Here is a 17,783-nt window from a genome sequence, read left to right on the forward strand (position 1 = left end):
AAAGTGACTATACTTCACTTTATAAATAAATTAACCTAATGCATTTCACTTGCACTGTTTTTAATCCATCTTTAGATCTCAACGTCATGGCTATTTTTCGCATAGCATACATCTGCCAAAGAAGGCAGACCACCACCAAGGGGAAAAAATGCGTTATATTTATCTAGATCTGCTAAGGACCCAAATCCCCTCAATTGTGACAGTACTAAAACGCCTATTGTAAGTAAATAAAAAGCCACTACAATTATTTATGTAGCAGCTCTTGATTATTATTCTGAAAAATAAATAAATCCAATCGCACCCGGACCTGTATGTGTAGAGATAATTGGTGATGTAAAGGCAATCTCTACCTCATCAAAGCCAGTACTTTCTACTAATTCTTTTAAAGGTCCTCCCATAGTTGTCAACCCATCAGCATGGGAAATCCCAACAGCCTTCACTGTTTTACCAGCAGTATCCGCTTGGAATTGCTTAAATAGGAAGTTAACGACTTGTTTGTGACTACGTACTTTTGACACCGGGTTGTATGCCCCACCCTCTAAGTTCGCAATGACTTTAATATTGAGCAGTGAACCGATAAAGCCCGTACCTTTACCAATACGTCCACCTTTAATAAGGTTTTCGAGCGTATCAACAATTACGTATAAATGAGTGTTTTCACGTACTTGGTCTAGGCGTGCGACGATTTGTTCAACTGTAGCACCCGCATCACGCATTTTTATTGCTTCTCTTAACTGAATAGCAAGTCCAACGGCGATGAATCGTGAATCGATAACTGTGACATCTGCATCAGTCATTTGAGCAGCTTGTCGAGCAGACTCTACAGTACCACTCATGCCACCTGTCATATGAATTGAAATGATTTGGTCACCATCTTTACCGAGTTCATCATATAACTCTTTAAATTTCCCTGGTGCAGGCTGTGAACTTTTTGGTAAATTTTCCGCTTTCTTCATTAAGCCTAAAAAGGGTTGTGGCTCTAAATCTACACCGTCTATATACGTTTTACCATCAATTTGGATCGTTAACGGCACAATATGTATACCGTGTTGTGCTACCTCTTCTTTAGTTAAATCACAAGTTGAGTCCGTTACAATATGAATTCGTCCCACTTTGACACATCCTTTTACTTCATTAAAATTAATTATATAGACTAATGTTTCCATATGTAAACATGACATTTGTCATTTGACATGTCAATTCCTAGTCTTTTTCGTGGACTTTACCTTTGATACTATAGCTTTTTTTTACTGAATTTGTCTAATAAATACCTCTAAAAGTGGCAGAAAATCCGTATGACACTTTTGACATGAAAGATATGACAAATGTAAATAGTCGAATGTAAGCTATCGGGGTATAGTAAAAGTAACGAAAGGAAGTGTTTTAAATGATGAATTCATTTGACTATAAAACGTGGAAGGAAGAGCTTTGGAATGCCATTACACACGGCGTTGGTTTTATAGCCAGTATTCCAGCACTTATTGTCCTGATTTTAGCAGGTGTACAACATGGCAGTGCGATGCATATTGTAACCTTCAGTGTATTCGGCACCTCCGTCATCATCTTGTTTTTAATGTCGACACTGCTTCATAGCATGCCTGAAAAATACAAACGCTTTTTTGCCATCCTCGACCATTCCTCTATTTATATTTTAATTGCAGGGACCTATACACCCTTTCTATTACTTGCGGTTGGCGGAACAATGGGCGTTACGTTACTTTGCATAATTTGGACACTTGCCATTGTTGGCGTACTCTTTAAATGCTTTTTTATCAATCGCTTTGAAATTCTTTCTCTACTCTTTTACATTGGTATGGGCTGGCTCATTATTTTTGCCATTAAACCCGTTTATATTTACTTAGGGAATCCTGGTTTTTCACTGCTATTAGCTGGTGGTCTTTTTTATACAATTGGTGCGATTTTTTATGCATGGCGCTCTCTTCCCTACAACCATACAATCTGGCACCTCTTTGTTCTAGCAGGATGTGGTTCCATGTATGCCTGTATCTATTTTTACCTATAGTAAAAGCACGGTGTTAGCAAACACCGTGCACCTTCATTATGATTGACTGGCTGTAAACGAGTGATTTAACGATTTTGAGCTTTTCGTTCAAAAATTTGATATTGAAAAGTATAGCCCTCTGGTGCAGTCTCAGGTTCTTGTTCCGAAACCTCAATAAAGTCCTCTTCATATTTTGGGAAGAATGTATCCCCATTAAACGCATGATTAATTTTTGTAATGTATATTCGATCTGTAATTGGCATTGATAAACGGAATATTTGTTCACCACCAATTATCATAATTTCTGGGACATCTCCCGCAAGGGCAAGAGCCGCCTCTAAACTCGTTACTGTTTCAATACCATCAGCATGGTAGCTTTCATCACGAGTAATGACAATGTTACGGCGTCCCGGAAGCGCTCTACCAATGGATTCAAATGTTTTACGTCCCATAATCATTGGCTTGCCCATCGTTTTTTCCTTAAAGTATTGTAAATCTCCTGGGAGATGCCACGGCATGCCGTTTTCATAACCAATTACGTACTTTTCATCATGTGCTACAATTAAAGAAATCATTTTGTCCCTCCTAGTTAACTAGTTCATTATATTATAAACATATTTTTGCTTTACAATCGGAATATTTCTGCTCATTAATATAATTATCTTGTTTTCCAATATTAAAACCTAGTAAAATTATATGAATAGTTTATAATAAGATTATAAACGTAAATATAAAGGACTGATGAACATGACCTGGTTAACGAATGAAGCTGTACGTTATATACATGCAACTAATTCGAATGCACATTATTATGAAGCAACCCCTCAAGAAGCAAGAGCAATGCGAGCCGTTCCTAAATGGCAATCTACTCGCGTTCCGCAACTTGCATCGATTGTCGATAAAAAAATAGTTGTGCGTGATGGAGCAAAAATTAATGCACGTATTTATACACCTGTTCATAACGGAACATTACCTGTTATCGTGTATTACCACGGTGGTGGCTGGGTATTTGGTGATTTAGAGTCGGCTGATGCAGGTTGTCAGTTACTTGCTGAAAAAGCGCAGGCAATCGTCGTGTCAGTAGATTACCGATTAGCTCCTGAATACCACTTCCCAACACCGCTTCTCGATGCTTATGATGGCTTACTTTGGGTATATGAAAACATAGCAAGTTTTGGTGGAGAGGCATCGCGTCTCTCAGTTGCTGGAGATAGTGCGGGTGGCAACTTAGCGACGGTCGTGGCCTATTTAGCTGCCATTTTAAACGGGCCTAAAATTGCTGCACAGGCACTTATTTATCCTGTCACAAATGTCGATTTCACTACCCCTTCCTACACAACTTATGGTGAACACTTTGGTTTAGACAAACAAGGTATGAAATGGTTTGCTAGTCATTATACAGATGTAGATAACTATACAAATCCACTTGTTTCACCATTGCTTCTTGAACATGTTAGTGTCTTACCAAAGACAATCATTATAGCAGCGGAAGCAGATGTACTCTATGATGAAGGCCTTGCCTACGCACAAAAACTGGCCGATGCAGGTGTGATTGTCGAACATGTACACATGTCTGGACTCATCCATAGCTATTTTAGCAAAATGGAGTTTTTCGAAGAAGCTACCCTTGATACTGTTGAAAAAATCGCCGCATTTGTGAAATAAGTTTGTTAACCCTACCAAACAATGAGATAATAGAGCAAAATGTTTTTAAAGGATGACAACATGACACAAACTATTGCATTACAAATTAACAATCAATTTGCCGCATCATTAAAAAAAGGCTATCCGCTAATTTCAAAAGATGCGGTCGACGTACGGAAACTGCCACAAGAGGAAGGCGCCCTACTGCGACTACTGGATATCCATAACCGCTTTATTGGTACAGGTTATTATGGTGTACAAAATAAAGGTATCGGCTGGATGTTAACGCCCGATGCAGATGAAGAAATCGATAAAGCATTTTTTGCTAAAAAAATAAAAAAAGCCATTCAAAATCGTGAAGCTTTCTTTAACAATGGTCATACTACAGCCTTCCGGGTCTTCAATGGGGAAGGTGATGGTATTGGTGGACTAACGATTGACTTCTTTGAAGGCTATTATATGGTGAGTTGGTATAGTGCAGGCATCTATTCATTTAAAGAAGCGGTCTACGAGGCACTTGCAGAGACAGTAAACTATAAAGCCATTTATGAGAAGAAGCGTTTTGATAGCAAAGGGCAATATATCGAACAAGACGATTTCGTAATGGGTACACCCGGCGAATTTCCAATCATTGTGAAGGAAAATGGCATGAACTACGCTGTTAATTTGAACGATGGTGCGATGACAGGTATTTTCCTTGATCAACGTGAAGTGCGACTTGCTATTCGCGAGCGCTATTCTCAACATAAAAATATGTTGAATACATTCTCTTATACAGGAGCGTTCTCAGTTGCAGCAGCTCTTGGTGGAGCAATGAAAACGACAAGTGTAGACGTAGCCAAGCGTAGTTTAGCGAAAACAATAGAGCAATTTAGTGTCAATAACATTGACTACGAAGCACAAGACATTAAAGTAATGGATGTATTTCAATATTTCAAATATGCACAGCGACATCATTTAAAATTTGACCTTGTTGTTTTAGATCCACCTAGCTTTGCACGTACAAAGCAAATAACGTTTTCAACTGCCAAGGACTATCCTAAATTATTAATGGATGCAATCGACATTACAGAGAAAAATGGCATTATAGTGGCGTCAACGAATAACGCAAGCTTTGGCATAAAAAAGTTTAGAGGTTTTATTGACCAAGCATTCAAGGAAACAAATACTCGCTATAAAATTGTTGAAGAATTCGGCCTACCAAAGGACTTCCGCGTACCTCGTGAATTTCCTGAGTTCAATTATTTAAAGGTTGTTTTTATTCAAAAACTAAACTAAAAAAACGGGTGGCTCTTTTCGAGTCACCCGTTTTTTAGATGTTGCCAAAATGCAGCGGTATTTGTTCTACGGTAAAATTTATAAAACGGCTCTTCTGGACGCGCATAGTCTTTATATAGGGTGATAATTTGATGAAGCAAGACTTCTATATGTTGAATCGACACACGTTTGGCAAATAATGTACCCGCTTGTGCATGAACACCCATTGGAACTGCACCTAAATAGATGTCAAAGCTGTCCTTCTGATAAACAAGTCCAATATCATCATATATCGCATTATAGCAGGCGGATGCACAACCGTTGACATTTAATCGTAACCTTTTCGGAACTTCTAAACCTTCCAATGCAATGTATAATTGTTCTGTAATCGCAGCGGCCTCCATTTTATCGCCATCGCAAAAATCACAGGCCTTCATCGCAACAATTGAACCTTGTTTTGCTATATACAAGCCAGCTTGTTGTAATGTCTTAATCGCTTGCTCCACACCATTCGTAGGTACAGATAAAAGGATACTGTACGATGCAGAATATTTAATGGCCCCACCCTCACCAACAACTTCCGCAATTTTTTGAAATTGGGCTGGCGTATAGTGTTTATTAATCATACCAGGACTCACGGCTAGACGTGCAAATTCTCCATTGGCATTGAGTGTTGCAAATGTTTTTTCAGGAATATTATTACGAAATGCGTTCACCAATCTCTCCCCCTATGAAAAAGAGCTAGCAAATTGCTAGCCCATTTTAATTACAAATTTACTTTTTGGATTTCATTTTCTTTTGTGCTTAAGAGTTAAAAATTCTCCGGATAGAATCCTTGCGCTAAAATTTGAATCGCCTCTGCTGCACGTACCCCTTCTGATGCTGCTGATAGCGGTAAAATAACAAAGCGCTCATTAGTTACGGCTGCAGTTTCTTTTAACGCTGGATCATTTTTTAGAAAGTTGATTTTTTCCTCGGCTGTTGTAGCACCGTAATCAATGACAACAATAACTTCAGGATTACGTTCTACTGCATCTTCTTTTGATACAGTTGTCCAACCTGATTCCACATCGCCAAAGATATTGTGACCACCGGCAACTGTAACAAGCTCATTCATAAAGTTTTGTGCAGCTGTAAAGACTTCCTTTTCCCCACTATCATAAACAAGAACTCGTAGCGCTTCCTTATCTTGTGGTAGCTTTTCTCGTACAGACTCTACCTCTTTCGTCATCTGCTCAATTAAAGCTTCCCCACGATCCACTACTCGAAAAATGGATGCGATATTACGAATATCGGTGAAAATATCGTCCAGCGTTGGATTCGTAATACTAGAAGATGTATGTAAATATGTGTGGATACCAAGTGCCTCTAATTCTTCTGGTGTTCCAACGCCCTTCTCACTAAAACCACTTTTCCATCCTGCATATAAAAAATCAGCTTCTGTATCAATTATTTGTTCTTTCGATGGATACTGTTCAGCTAAAACTGGTACTTTATCATATGCAGCTTGTAACGGCTCATAAATTTTGTCATCTAAATAAGCTGTACCTACCATTGAATCTTCTAGGCCTAGAGCCAGCATGATCTCTGTGACATGCTGATTTAAGCTAATCGCCTTTTTTGGCGCTTCTGTATAAACTTGCCTCGTATCATTATTTTCCATCGTTATTTCCGTAGTTTCAGCTTGTGCTGGTTCTACCTTTTCACTTTGCGCAGCTAATTCTTGTTCATCCTTACTGTTGCAAGCACCTAAAATGCTTAACATCGCAATAACAAGAATAAGCCATATGCCTTTCCACTTGTTCATGTCTGTTTTCCCCTTTGTTATGTAATCTGTATAGTAAGAAATCAAAGACTTCTTTGCTACCTATATTCTATTGACTGAATCTAGTAACATTCAGCCCAAATATAACGACTTATGACGTCAATTCGTTAAAAAAGGGCATAAAAAATCCCCTTGTTTCCAAGAGGGTATCATAGTGAATTAATCCAGGTTCTCCAACCAGTCACTACAGCCATCCTCGTGGCCTGAAGTAAATTATGTATGTATTGGCAGGTATCCTGGCTTAGGCTCATCATCTACTCCTTTCCATAGTTTCCTACAGTGGATGTAGTCTAGACTCCCCATTTACAGTTGCGGGACAGCATCGGATTTGCACCGATTTCCCTTTTAAGCAAATGACCTAAAGCCATTTGCACCAATATGTATTTTATTTCTACTTGAAAGACTAGCAGAAGTGAAATTTGATAGCAATCACACAAAAATATCCAATAATAAAAATGATTAATAACCTAGCACTATTTAAACATAAACACTAACTATTTCACACGAAATCTTTTTATGTGAATTCTGTTACAATAAAGAGAAATGTACGATGGAAATGAGGATTTTTATGTATAAAACAATTGGCGTACTCGCTCACGTGGATGCAGGGAAAACGACATTCTCTGAGCAGTTACTTTATCATACGAATAGTATTCAAGCTCGCGGACGTGTCGATCACCAGGATACTTTTTTAGATAATCATGCGATTGAACGTGCACGTGGCATTACTATATTTGCTGAGCAAGCACGCATGCAAGTTGGCAATGAAACATATACGCTTATTGATACGCCCGGGCATGTGGATTTCTCTCCTGAAATGGAACGTGCGATACGTGTCATGGACTATGCCGTTCTTGTCGTTAGTGCAGTCGAAGGCGTACAGGGCCATACCGAAACAGTGTGGCAGCTACTACGCCAGTATCATGTACCAACGTTGTTCTTTATCAACAAAATCGATCGTGAAGGGGCCGATGTCGAAGCAGTAAAGAAACAGCTTCAAAAGGAATTTTCTGCTGATGTTTTGTTAATAAATGAACCGCTCCGCACTGACTCTATATCGAGTCAAATGAAGGAGTGGCTTGCTGAGCGAGATGAACAGTTACTCGATGCTTTTCTCGCTGAAACGCTAGAGAACCATACTTGTCTAACCCGTTTGCAAACAATGATCAAGGAAGAGCTAGCCTTCCCTTGCTTTTTCGGGTCTGCCTTAAAAGATATTGGCATCAAGGAATTTTTGATGCAACTTTCCCTTCTCACTGAGACTAAATATAAAAAAGACGAACCGTTTCAAGGTGAGGTATTTAAAATTCGCCATGACGGGCAACAGCGCTTAACATTTATTAAAGCATTACAAGGCACGCTGCATGTTCGTGATGATTTTACTTTTGGTGAGATTTCTGAAAAAGTGACCGAAATACGGTTATATAATGGGAATCGCTTTGAAACAGTGCAAGAAGTAAGTGCTGGAGAAGTATTTGCAGTGAAGGGGCTCAGTCAAGCAAACATTGGTGACATCTTGGGCAGTGCGATGCGTCCTCAGCCATTTGAACTAGTACCAACATTACAAGCAAAAGTGCAATATGTAGGACAACAACATATAAAGGAAATATTGAAAATCTTCCGTTTGCTTGAAGCCGAGGAGCCCTCATTACGTGTTGTGTGGCACGAGAAATTTCAGGAAATTCACGTACACATTATGGGCGTCATTCAGCTTGAAGTACTAAGTGACGTGCTAAAAGATCGCTTTGCACTGACAGTTACATTTGGTGAACCCCAAATTTTATATATGGAAACAATTGCAACAGTAGTGACAGGCTATGGCCATTTTGAACCATTAAAGCATTATGCTGAGGTGCATTTACGCATGGAACCCACTACACGTGGTGCTGGCAATACGTTTGTCAACTCTTGTCACGCTGATGATTTATCTGTCGGGCATCAACGGCTTATTGAAAAGCACCTATTCGAGCGTGAACACCATGGACTATTAACAGGTTTCCCTGTCACAGATATCCGGTTCACCCTTCTAACTGGCAGTGCACATATCAAGCATACGAATGGCGGCGATTTTCGAGAAGCGACATTCCGCGCACTGCGTCAAGGCCTAGAACAAGCTGAAAATCTATTGCTTGAACCCTATTACCGCTTCAAGCTAAAGGCGCCTAACGATTTTATTGGCCGCATGATGACCGATATTCAACAAGCAGCCGGCACTTTTGATGCGCCGATTATGACAGAAGAACAGGTAATTTTAACAGGGCGTGCACCTGTCGCTACCTTTAGAGCTACAGTACAGTCTTTGCAGCTTACACAAATGGCAAAGGCTCACTGTCGCTACAATTTGATGGCTATGATGTTTGTCATAATACAGAGGAAATCATTGCCCAAATAGCCTACGATAAAAATGCCGACCCTGCGTATACTTCGTCTAGTATATTTTGTGCCAAAGGAAAAGGCTACTCGATTCCATGGCATGAAGCACAAGCTGCCATGCATTGCATAAAATAAAATGAAACTTCAATCAGAGGAGGCTTTTGTTCCCACTGATTGTTAGTTGAACCAATCGGGCTTTTACGGTCAGTGTTAATCTCCCCTAGCGGAATCGTTGTCATCTTCAACTTGAAGCGGTGTCTTACTGACCGTTAATGCGGGATACATAAATCTTATCAATTATTAAGCAACGAAGGGGGTATATTTTTGAAAAAATCTATTTGGCTAGTTTATTGCAGGAAAATTCTTTGGCTAATTGGCTTACTCTTATTAGTAATGTTATTGTCAAAGATTGAAAAAATCATTCAACAAAATGTAAGTGAAACTTTCAACTTTATGCCTGTCATCTGGTCAAATCCATTCATTGCTGTTCTACTAGGTTTCTATATTTCGCTTATCATTGTAAAAAAATGGGTCACTCAACATAAATCTATCATTATTATGGTGTGTCGCTATTCCTTGTTTGTTACTTACGTTCGCTTACCCAGTTTTCGCTACATTTGAATCGTTGCCAATAACTATAAAAAAACCAATCATTTTGGATTGGCTACTAAACATTTATTCTTCGGATGTGTTCGGTATAATCGCTGGCATGTCACTCATCCTTAGTATGTTCAGCGCACCTAAAAATGATTGATAACTGGACTTAATGCATCCTTCCCTAGTTTCATTTAAGAGAATGATAAAAAAAATTCTCCACAAAAGTGGAGGATTCAGACTAAAGGCAAACTTAAATCTCTTTGATTTTGCCTTCAGTCTTTTGAATAAATAGTAAAAAACCGTTGATTTCCGCGGGAATCGCATGAGCGAAAAGGCCCCGCAGGAGCGTAGCGAAGAGTAGACTGAAGCCATGCCCGCGAAAAGCGTCCGCCGTAGCGGATCTCAACAGGTTATAGGTCCCTCTAAAAGAAAAAAGCTGTCAACAAACCAATTTTTTGAGTTTGTTGACAGCCTAAATGCACCACCAAGGTGGAGGAGTTACTTTTATAAAGCTTGCGCGGTACTATTTGTCTCTTCAATGAGTAAATAAGCAGGTTCCACAATGACATAGCCATGATTGTTTGAAAAATCAACTAACACAGTGCCCGGCTTACTTTTTAATAATTGTAAGTTATCGATAACTTGGAGCAATAGTTCATGACCATTGCCACGAGGATGCCAATTTAAATGGTAATCATTTAGTGTTTTTACAGCTTGCATAAATTGCGCATATTCGTGCTCTACGTATTTTTTTAGATTCGATAATTTATTTGACTCTCTTTTTGTCGCAATTACTAATGCTAAATCTGCTACATACGTCTCATAAAAACGCATGACCATCGAGCACAATAAATCATTTACACGTGCAGCGCTTAAAATCGGCTTTGGGTCCAAATGAAGTCTTTCTAAATTTGGTTTTGCACGAACCGAATCGATACGTGTAATTAAATGATACGCTTCTCCGTTCACTTCATAAACAATCGGATTGGTCGGCATATACATCCTAAAGCCATTCTTTCTTGTTTTTAACTCATCAGCTACATTTGCTTTGGCCAATAGATGTCCATCATACCCTTCATTTTGAATCCAGATGATTGCTTTGTTATATAAAATGCGATTAAATAATCGTTCGTTGCGAATAAGTCCTGTTGCTAAAAACTGATCGACAAGTGATTCGATGACGATTCTTGTCTTCGTCTGCTTACCAACTTCAGTGCGTGGATGCTTACAAATTTTCATAGCTGATTGATGCTTTTCCTGTGCTGTACATACATGAATATTCGTCATACGTGCATTCCTCTTTTCGTACATATTTTCAAAACGACAGGTGTACGGCCACTAAAAAAAAAAAACGGATTTCTTCTTCAATAAGAGGAAATCCGTTATGTAATGGCTATAACACCTTATACATATCATTCATCACGTAACATCAAACATCGCCAACATAGGAAAGAAACGGTTCGGTACCGAATAACTTCTTTTACTATGGGCGTTTGACGTACAGTGACAAACAGAATATTCTGTTTTGTCAACATGCCACCTCCTATTCCTCGTAGGGTTTTGGTGTGTACTCGTAATAGGCAGGTCTCCTGACTTACGGTCAACGCATCTTTCCCCTTCCCGTCTTTAGACAGTGGTATTCAAAAAAGACGCTCACATTTACAGTTGCGGGACAGTGTCGGACTTCCACCGACTTCCCTTTTAGTAAATTGATTCAATTTACACCTATTACTACACGCTATTCAGTTGTGAAAGAACGTGAACTACGTCACATTCCTTATAGATTACTAGTATTAATTGTAAAGAAGTGTTTTTACATTGTCAATTATAACAAAATATTCCATATACTTTATGATGGAGAGTATAGAGTCACTTGTTAGTTCTCTAAAATTACCTTTTTTTATTTTGATAGACTACATGCTAATGTGGAAGTTTTTTTTATAAAGTTCTATATAAGATATAATATAGTTATCAACGCACCCTTGCATTCAACTTGAGACTCTTTAAGAAAAGTTGTAAATGGCAAACATCAGCCTACATAGTTAAAAATTTTTTGACCGTAAAGTAGGACAAGGACTTGAAGGAAAAAAAGACACCGTCCATCTTTATAAAAAATTCTCTTCTGGAAAATAAAGTTAAATACAGAGACATTTGGGCTAAAACAAGGAATGAGGTAATCATTGATGAATGACTACATTAAAACAATGAGACAAATGATTGGACATGAAACTCTATTGACGATTGGATGCGGAGCAATAATTGAAGATGATATTGGACGTATTCTTTTACAAAAAAGGACTGACAATAATATTTGGGGCATCCCAGGAGGCATCTTGGAAATCGGAGAAACCTTTGAAGAGACAGTCAAAAGGGAGGTCTTTGAGGAAACTAATCTTATTCTGAACAATGTAAGTTTGTTTGGATTGTATTCAGGTAAAAATGGTTTTGCAGAGTACTCAAATGGAGATAAAGTATTTAGTGTTCAGATAATATTTTATTCAAACGATTATCAAGGCACTTTACAAATCAATGATGAAAGTAGCGAATTGCACTTTGTATCGAGAAATGAAATACCATTAAATCTCAATCCTCACCAAGCCCCATTCATCATGGATTGGCACAATGGTATGCCTACACCAGTAATAAAATGAAAACGTTCTTGAACTAATCAGGTACGGGGCCTTTGGGAAAATAAAAAAACAGTTAAGCTGCAATAGCCTAACCGTTATAGTAGAACGTCTTGAACTACCATTAATCGTTAAGTAATCCAGCACGAATCGTCTCAATATGAACATCAGCGCCTAGTTCAAGATTTTCAAGTTGAGCGCGCGTCATATAGTACATGCTAATACTTCCGTTAATACCGAGTCGAACTTCGAATAAAGTATTATCTATCTGCGTTATCTCAATCGAGTTATTGTGGTCAAGTTGTAAGTTTACACTTTTCATTCGCTATCACCCCATTCAATTATAACGTGAATACTTGTAGAAAACATGTTTAGTGGCATGTACCTAAAAATAAACCTTAGAGAACTAAACTAAAGTTACTTCATAAATTATCTTTTAGAAGATTATTGCTAAAGGAATTCAAAAAACGGTCAAGCTATAGGAACTTAACCGTTGATTGTTTAATTCAGTATGAAATAATTTCGGTAAATTGTATTAAACATGCAGCAACTTTTGAAATAGTAGCTCGCCCCCTGCAAAAGTTCATCATTCTATCGCTTGAAACAGCTTTTGGGCGTAGTTGTTGGTTAATCGAAAAACACCTTGTTCTTTTTTACTTTCATCGACTATTACGCCATCCTTCATGACGTATAATCGTTCGCATAAATAGGAAACAGCCTTTAAATCATGGGAAATAAATAATATCGCCATGTTCCGTTCTTTATTTAGTGTCATTAATAAATCAATAATTTCCCGTTGAATTAATCGGTCTAAGCTGGAAACAATTTCGTCGCACACTAACAATTTGGGCTCTACTAAAATGGACCTTAACAAATTAACTCTTTGTCTTTCTCCACCACTTAGCTCATTTGGCAAACAATTTAACACAGCGATTGGTAGCTTCACCTTGTCGAGCATGGCATGCAAATAGTCGTTGGTTACTGATTTTTTATGCTGTAATGGCTCCAATAATGATTCCCTCACAGCCCACAATGGGTTTAAGGCGGCAGTTGCATTCTGGAATATCAACTGACATTGTTCATAAAATGACTGACAATTTTTCTTCGTAATGCGCACGTCATTCAAATGAATATGACCTTGATCGGCCTTTTCCAACTGCATAATGATTTTGGCAAGTGTGCTTTTACCGCTTCCACTTTCGCCTACCAGTCCAACGATTTCGCCATGTCCTACTAAAACGTTCACATGCTTTAGTATTTGCTGCCCTCTATGAAAGGTTTTACTAACATTTTCTACTTGCAGCAACAATGACATTTCCCCCTAAAAATGATTCTCTAAAAGTAGCTTTGTATATGAATTTTTCGGCGTTTCAAATATATCGGTTACCAGACCTGTTTCCACGACCTCACCTTTCTTCATGACAACTACTGAATGCGCAGCTGAAACAGCGATGTCCAAATCATGCGTAATGAGTAATATGGTAGTTCCTTTTTCGTCATTAAGTTTTTTCAGTAATTCAATAAAATCCTTTTGAATGAGCATATCGAGTGCAGATGTTGGTTCATCTGCGATTAATAATGTGGGCTCCGTATATAAGGCACAAGCGATCATACACCGTTGCAGCATGCCTCCTGAAAGCTCAAAGGGATAGCGTTCCATTATGTCTTCTGTTAAATCCAAATCCTGTAAAATCAGACGCATTTTTTGAAAAAACACCATTTTCGTATGGCCTTTTTTGTGCCCTGTAAAGATAAACAATTGGTGTTTCATTTTCGTGGAGGGTGAAAAGCTATTCGCTGCATCCTGAAAGATCGTAAAAAAATGCATTTTGCGTAGCTCCACTTTGTCTTTTGGGGACATTTCGACTAAATTTTTGTCATTTAAAGAAATAGCTCCCGACGCCTGTGCATGCACAGGTAATAAGCCAAGGATGGCAGATACAGTCATACTTTTCCCACTACCACTCTCCCCAATAATTGACGTAATACGGCCTTTAGGTACTGTAAACGTTACATTATTGATAAGTTGTCTTCCGTTCAATGAAACAGATAATCCATCAATGCTAAGCATGAGAACGCTCACCTCCTTGCTTCTTTAATGCCTCCCCGATAAATTGAAGACATAAAATTGTGAAGAAAATTAAAAGTCCCGGAAATAATCCAATCCACCATGCACCAACAAGTAAATCTGTTTGAGCTGAATACAGCATTGTGCCCCAAGACGGCGTTGCTGGTGGTACACCGATTCCTAAAAAACTAAGCGATACTTCCATGAAAATAGCACCAGCGAAGTTAAATAGTGTTACGACAAAAATAGCAGGGAAACTATTGCGCAACAAATGCCCAAACAATATTTTCCATGTAGGTGTACGGAACATCACGGCCATTTGGACAAATTCTGATTCCTTTAGTCGCATAAATTCAGAGCGTACAATACGCGCCGTGACAAACCAACCTGTCACGCCTATAATGACAGCCATACTCCATACACTTCCTCGCATTATGGCTTGAAAAGCAAGCACGATGACTAGTGATGGGATGGTTAAAAATGCTTCTAGCATCCGCATCATGACTATGTCTACCATTCCCCCAAAATAGCCACTAATCCCGCCATAAATAAGCCCAATGATTGTGGAAATCACAACAGATACTACAGCTATCAGAAAAGTCACCTGCCCCCCTACAAGTAAGCGTGATAGCACATCACGACCTAATTGATCTGTACCAAGTAAATGACCACCACTAGGAGAAGCATAAATATTATTCATATCCATTGAATTTGGCTCATAAGGGGCTAGCAATGATGACAAAGCAGTCAAAGCAAAAATGATAGCAAGTAAGATTAGCCAGAAAAAGAGCATTTTTCGCGATTTCATCAGCGCAGCACACCCCTTCTTAGCTTTGGATTGATAACAATCATTAAGAAATCAATGATAAAAAGACTAACAACAACGACCACACCGATAATCAGTACCCCACCCATTAATAATGGAAAATCTTTCACCATAACTGATTTGACGAGTAGCTGTCCTAACCCTGACCATCCAAATAAGGATTCTACAACAATTGAACCTCCAAAAAATGATGGAATCGTAACCCCTACATAATTTACATACGGAATAAATGCATTACGTAAAATATTTTTTCTAATTTCTCGTTCTGCTACGCCATTAGCGCGAGCAACCTGAACATAATAGCTTTTACTTTCACTCTTTACGCAGTCCTGTAAAAATCGTGCAAATATACCCACATGAGAAAGTACAAGGACTGAAACAGGTAGGATAATATGGTGCATTCTATCAGCAAATCCCCCTTCCCCTCGCACATCGTTCATTCCAGATGAAGGGAACCAGCCTAACTGTACTGAAAAGACCATCATTACTAATATGCCTAACCAAAACGAAGGTACAGCGGAGCTAGCAATACTGAAGATCGACAATCCTCGATCTAGGAGTGAACCTTCTTTCATCCCAGCCAGTAAACCTAGCCAAGTAGATGATATTGCTAATATCAACAAGGTGATACCAACAAGCTGTAACGTATTTGGCAGCTTCTCTAGCAAAATGGTAGAAACCGCTCTTCCTTCTTTTGCGGAATAACCTAGATTCCCTGTGACAGCCTCACTAAGCCAAGCACCGTACTGTGACATAACTGATTTATCTAAGCCGAAAGCTTGTTCAATCCTTTCCTTCTCAGCTGTTGTTAAAGTTTGTGAATTTCCACCATAGTAGGCCGCTGCTGGATCTCCTGGTGCGGCATGCATGATGAAAAAAGACAGGAAGCTCACGATAATGAGGACAATTGTCCCCATTATCATGCGCTTCCCAATCCACTTAGCGATCATGCCATTTCCACTCCTCGACATTCCACAAGAAGCCTGCGCCATGATGGCCCAATATGCGTTCTTTCACACCGCTAATATTTTTATCGATACCGTAAACTGCATCAACATATGCAAAATAAGTAAACGGTGGATCTTCTGCTAATTCCTCTTGTAATGCCATATAAATTGCTTGTCGTTCAGAAGGGTCAACTGTTACACGCCCTTTCTCTAATAACGCATCCACGTTTGCGTTAGAATAGCTTCCGTAATTGTAGCCGGCACTTGTTAAACTTGATTGGTCTGTATGGAATAAGCTATACGTATGATGGTCTGCATCATATGGACTGCCCCAACCGACCATAAACGTTTCTGTCTCTTCAATCACAATATTACTCCAATCTAATGCAGCTACTTCGACATCTGCGCCAACTACTTTATAGCCCTCAGCAACATAGTTAGCCATATTGACACGTACAGTATCTGTTACAGGCACTGTAATGGTGAAGCCAAGCTTTTGACCATCTTTATAACGAAAACCATCATTTTTTAATTTCCAACCTGATTGCTCAAGTAAATCTTGTGCTTTGTCTACATTGTAAGCATAATGCTCAATATTTTCATTGGCGAATGTATGCTTTTGTAGTGGCGAATATGCCTCTATACCAAATCCTTGTAAAATGCCTTTCACAATTCCTGCGCGATCTGTCGCATAGCTAATGGCCTTTCGGATATTTACATCTTGCCAAAGGTCTGATTGCATGTTAAATAAAATACCACGGTAATCTGCTGAATCTACCTCATACATTTTTAAATGCTCTGCTTGCGAAAGCTCTGCAATTTGCGTAGGATCTAGTAATGCAATATCAACTTCACCCGATTTAAGTTGTAACGCTCGAACATTACTATCTGGTATAAATTTAAATATTACTTTATCTAAAGAAGCTTTTGTACCAAAAAACGAAGGATAGGCTTTCAATGTTAAACTGGTGCCTCGATCCCATTTGTCAAACATAAATGGGCCAGACCCTATAGGTTCTGCGTTAAATGAAGCTGTGCGCATATCTTGTCCTTTAAATGCGTGCTTCGGCAATATAGGTACCGTTAGTTTATCCAGCATCGGCGTGAATGGCTTATCTAACTTCAGCTTCATCGTTGTTTCATTCACTTTTTCCATAGCCGTCACGTGAATAAAATCAGACTTTAAAAACGATGCATTATGATCGTCTAGAATACTTTCTATGGTAAAAATGACATCGTCCACCGTTAAAATTTGGCCATCATGGAACGTCACATCATTTTTTATTTTCACTGTATATGTCAACTGATCATCGGAAACTTGTACATTCTCAGCAATATCATTGACTGGTAAATTATTTTCATCAAAACGCATTAATCCACGAAATAAAAAAGCATCTAAATTCGTTTCTTCTAAAATTGGGTTCAAACCATTGAACTCTGACTCCGAGGCATAAATAAGTTCATTAGCTTTTGATGATGTCTCAGCAGACTTTTGTTTTTCTTTCCCTTGATTAGACTCATTTCCACACCCAACCAAGCTAAAAACAAGAGCTGTTAACATTATAAATAATGAAAACTTTTTCAATTCTCTCTATCTCCTTTAAAATTCAACATACT

The 17,783-nt window shown here is 38.7% G+C and carries 15 protein-coding genes, 1 pseudogene and 2 riboswitches; of the genes and pseudogenes, 5 read left to right on the forward strand and 11 right to left on the reverse strand.

All coding sequences use genetic code 11. The features are described from left to right. Positions 1-269 precede the first annotated feature (269 nt). Entirely contained in the window at positions 270-1,112 is an 843-nt protein-coding gene (locus ACOMCU_RS12035; RefSeq protein ID WP_421050314.1) for a DegV family protein, read from the reverse strand. Between the two features lie 275 nt (positions 1,113-1,387). Here ACOMCU_RS12035 and trhA point away from each other — a divergent pair, with 275 nt between their 5' ends. Continuing rightward, positions 1,388-2,023, forward strand: a complete 636-nt coding sequence (gene trhA, locus ACOMCU_RS12040) for a PAQR family membrane homeostasis protein TrhA (protein ID WP_219361896.1) — start codon at positions 1,388-1,390, stop codon at positions 2,021-2,023. A 65-nt stretch (positions 2,024-2,088) separates the two neighbouring features. Here the strand turns inward: trhA and ACOMCU_RS12045 are convergent, their stop codons facing one another. Further along, complete coding sequence (locus ACOMCU_RS12045) at positions 2,089-2,577, reverse strand: dihydrofolate reductase (RefSeq protein ID WP_421050315.1); 489 nt, start codon at positions 2,575-2,577, stop codon at positions 2,089-2,091. Between the two features lie 172 nt (positions 2,578-2,749). Here ACOMCU_RS12045 and ACOMCU_RS12050 point away from each other — a divergent pair, with 172 nt between their 5' ends. Then, the gene (locus ACOMCU_RS12050; protein WP_421050316.1) at positions 2,750-3,667 is read left to right on the forward strand and encodes an alpha/beta hydrolase; all 918 of its coding nucleotides are present in this window, start codon (positions 2,750-2,752) and stop codon (positions 3,665-3,667) included. Positions 3,668-3,727: 60 nt separating this feature from the next. After that, positions 3,728-4,924 (forward strand): class I SAM-dependent rRNA methyltransferase, encoded by a 1,197-nt coding sequence (locus ACOMCU_RS12055; protein WP_421050317.1) that lies wholly within the window; start codon positions 3,728-3,730, stop codon positions 4,922-4,924. 23 nt (positions 4,925-4,947) lie between these two features. On the opposite strand, the gene ACOMCU_RS12060 is transcribed toward ACOMCU_RS12055, so the two are convergent. Beyond that, entirely contained in the window at positions 4,948-5,619 is a 672-nt protein-coding gene (locus ACOMCU_RS12060) for a precorrin-3B methylase (protein WP_421050318.1), read from the reverse strand. A 95-nt stretch (positions 5,620-5,714) separates the two neighbouring features. Beyond that, positions 5,715-6,710: an ABC transporter substrate-binding protein gene (locus ACOMCU_RS12065; protein WP_421050319.1), complete on the reverse strand. Its 996-nt coding sequence runs from the start codon at positions 6,708-6,710 to the stop codon at positions 5,715-5,717. Between the two features lie 226 nt (positions 6,711-6,936). Then, positions 6,937-7,121, reverse strand: a riboswitch (cobalamin riboswitch). Between the two features lie 175 nt (positions 7,122-7,296). Here ACOMCU_RS12065 and ACOMCU_RS12070 point away from each other — a divergent pair. Then, positions 7,297-9,236, forward strand: a pseudogene (locus ACOMCU_RS12070) (GTP-binding protein). A gap of 966 nt (positions 9,237-10,202) precedes the next feature. Here the strand turns inward: ACOMCU_RS12070 and ACOMCU_RS12075 are convergent. After that, positions 10,203-10,985, reverse strand: a complete 783-nt coding sequence (locus tag ACOMCU_RS12075) for a hypothetical protein (RefSeq protein WP_421050320.1) — start codon at positions 10,983-10,985, stop codon at positions 10,203-10,205. Between the two features lie 274 nt (positions 10,986-11,259). Beyond that, positions 11,260-11,442: riboswitch (cobalamin riboswitch) on the reverse strand. Positions 11,443-11,881: 439 nt separating this feature from the next. On the opposite strand from ACOMCU_RS12075, the gene ACOMCU_RS12080 reads away from it, so the two are divergent. Beyond that, positions 11,882-12,349: an NUDIX hydrolase gene (locus tag ACOMCU_RS12080; RefSeq protein ID WP_421050321.1), complete on the forward strand. Its 468-nt coding sequence runs from the start codon at positions 11,882-11,884 to the stop codon at positions 12,347-12,349. Positions 12,350-12,449: 100 nt separating this feature from the next. On the opposite strand, the gene ACOMCU_RS12085 is transcribed toward ACOMCU_RS12080, so the two are convergent. The 6 genes from ACOMCU_RS12085 to ACOMCU_RS12110 all read right to left on the reverse strand — a co-directional run bounded on the left by ACOMCU_RS12085 (position 12,450) and on the right by ACOMCU_RS12110 (position 17,751). Continuing rightward, positions 12,450-12,647, reverse strand: a complete 198-nt coding sequence (locus ACOMCU_RS12085; RefSeq protein ID WP_010859224.1) for a hypothetical protein — start codon at positions 12,645-12,647, stop codon at positions 12,450-12,452. 264 nt (positions 12,648-12,911) lie between these two features. After that, positions 12,912-13,640 (reverse strand): ABC transporter ATP-binding protein, encoded by a 729-nt coding sequence (locus ACOMCU_RS12090; RefSeq protein ID WP_421050322.1) that lies wholly within the window; start codon positions 13,638-13,640, stop codon positions 12,912-12,914. Positions 13,641-13,646: 6 nt separating this feature from the next. After that, a complete protein-coding gene (locus tag ACOMCU_RS12095) occupies positions 13,647-14,396 on the reverse strand; it encodes an ABC transporter ATP-binding protein (protein ID WP_010859222.1) in 750 nt (249 codons plus the stop codon). After that, on the reverse strand, positions 14,389-15,201 hold the full coding sequence (locus ACOMCU_RS12100; RefSeq protein WP_010859221.1) for an ABC transporter permease: 813 nt from the start codon (positions 15,199-15,201) through the stop codon (positions 14,389-14,391). Before ACOMCU_RS12100 ends, ACOMCU_RS12095 begins: the two co-directional genes overlap by 8 nt. After that, positions 15,201-16,169, reverse strand: a complete 969-nt coding sequence (locus ACOMCU_RS12105) for an ABC transporter permease (RefSeq protein ID WP_421050323.1) — start codon at positions 16,167-16,169, stop codon at positions 15,201-15,203. Before ACOMCU_RS12105 ends, ACOMCU_RS12100 begins: the two co-directional genes overlap by 1 nt. Then, positions 16,159-17,751: an ABC transporter substrate-binding protein gene (locus ACOMCU_RS12110; RefSeq protein ID WP_421050324.1), complete on the reverse strand. Its 1,593-nt coding sequence runs from the start codon at positions 17,749-17,751 to the stop codon at positions 16,159-16,161. Before ACOMCU_RS12110 ends, ACOMCU_RS12105 begins: the two co-directional genes overlap by 11 nt. Between the last annotated feature and the right edge of the window lie 32 nt (positions 17,752-17,783).

Origin of the sequence: Lysinibacillus sp. UGB7, assembly GCF_049058285.1 — a bacterium.
GTDB lineage: Bacteria > Bacillota > Bacilli > Bacillales_A > Planococcaceae > Lysinibacillus > Lysinibacillus sphaericus_B.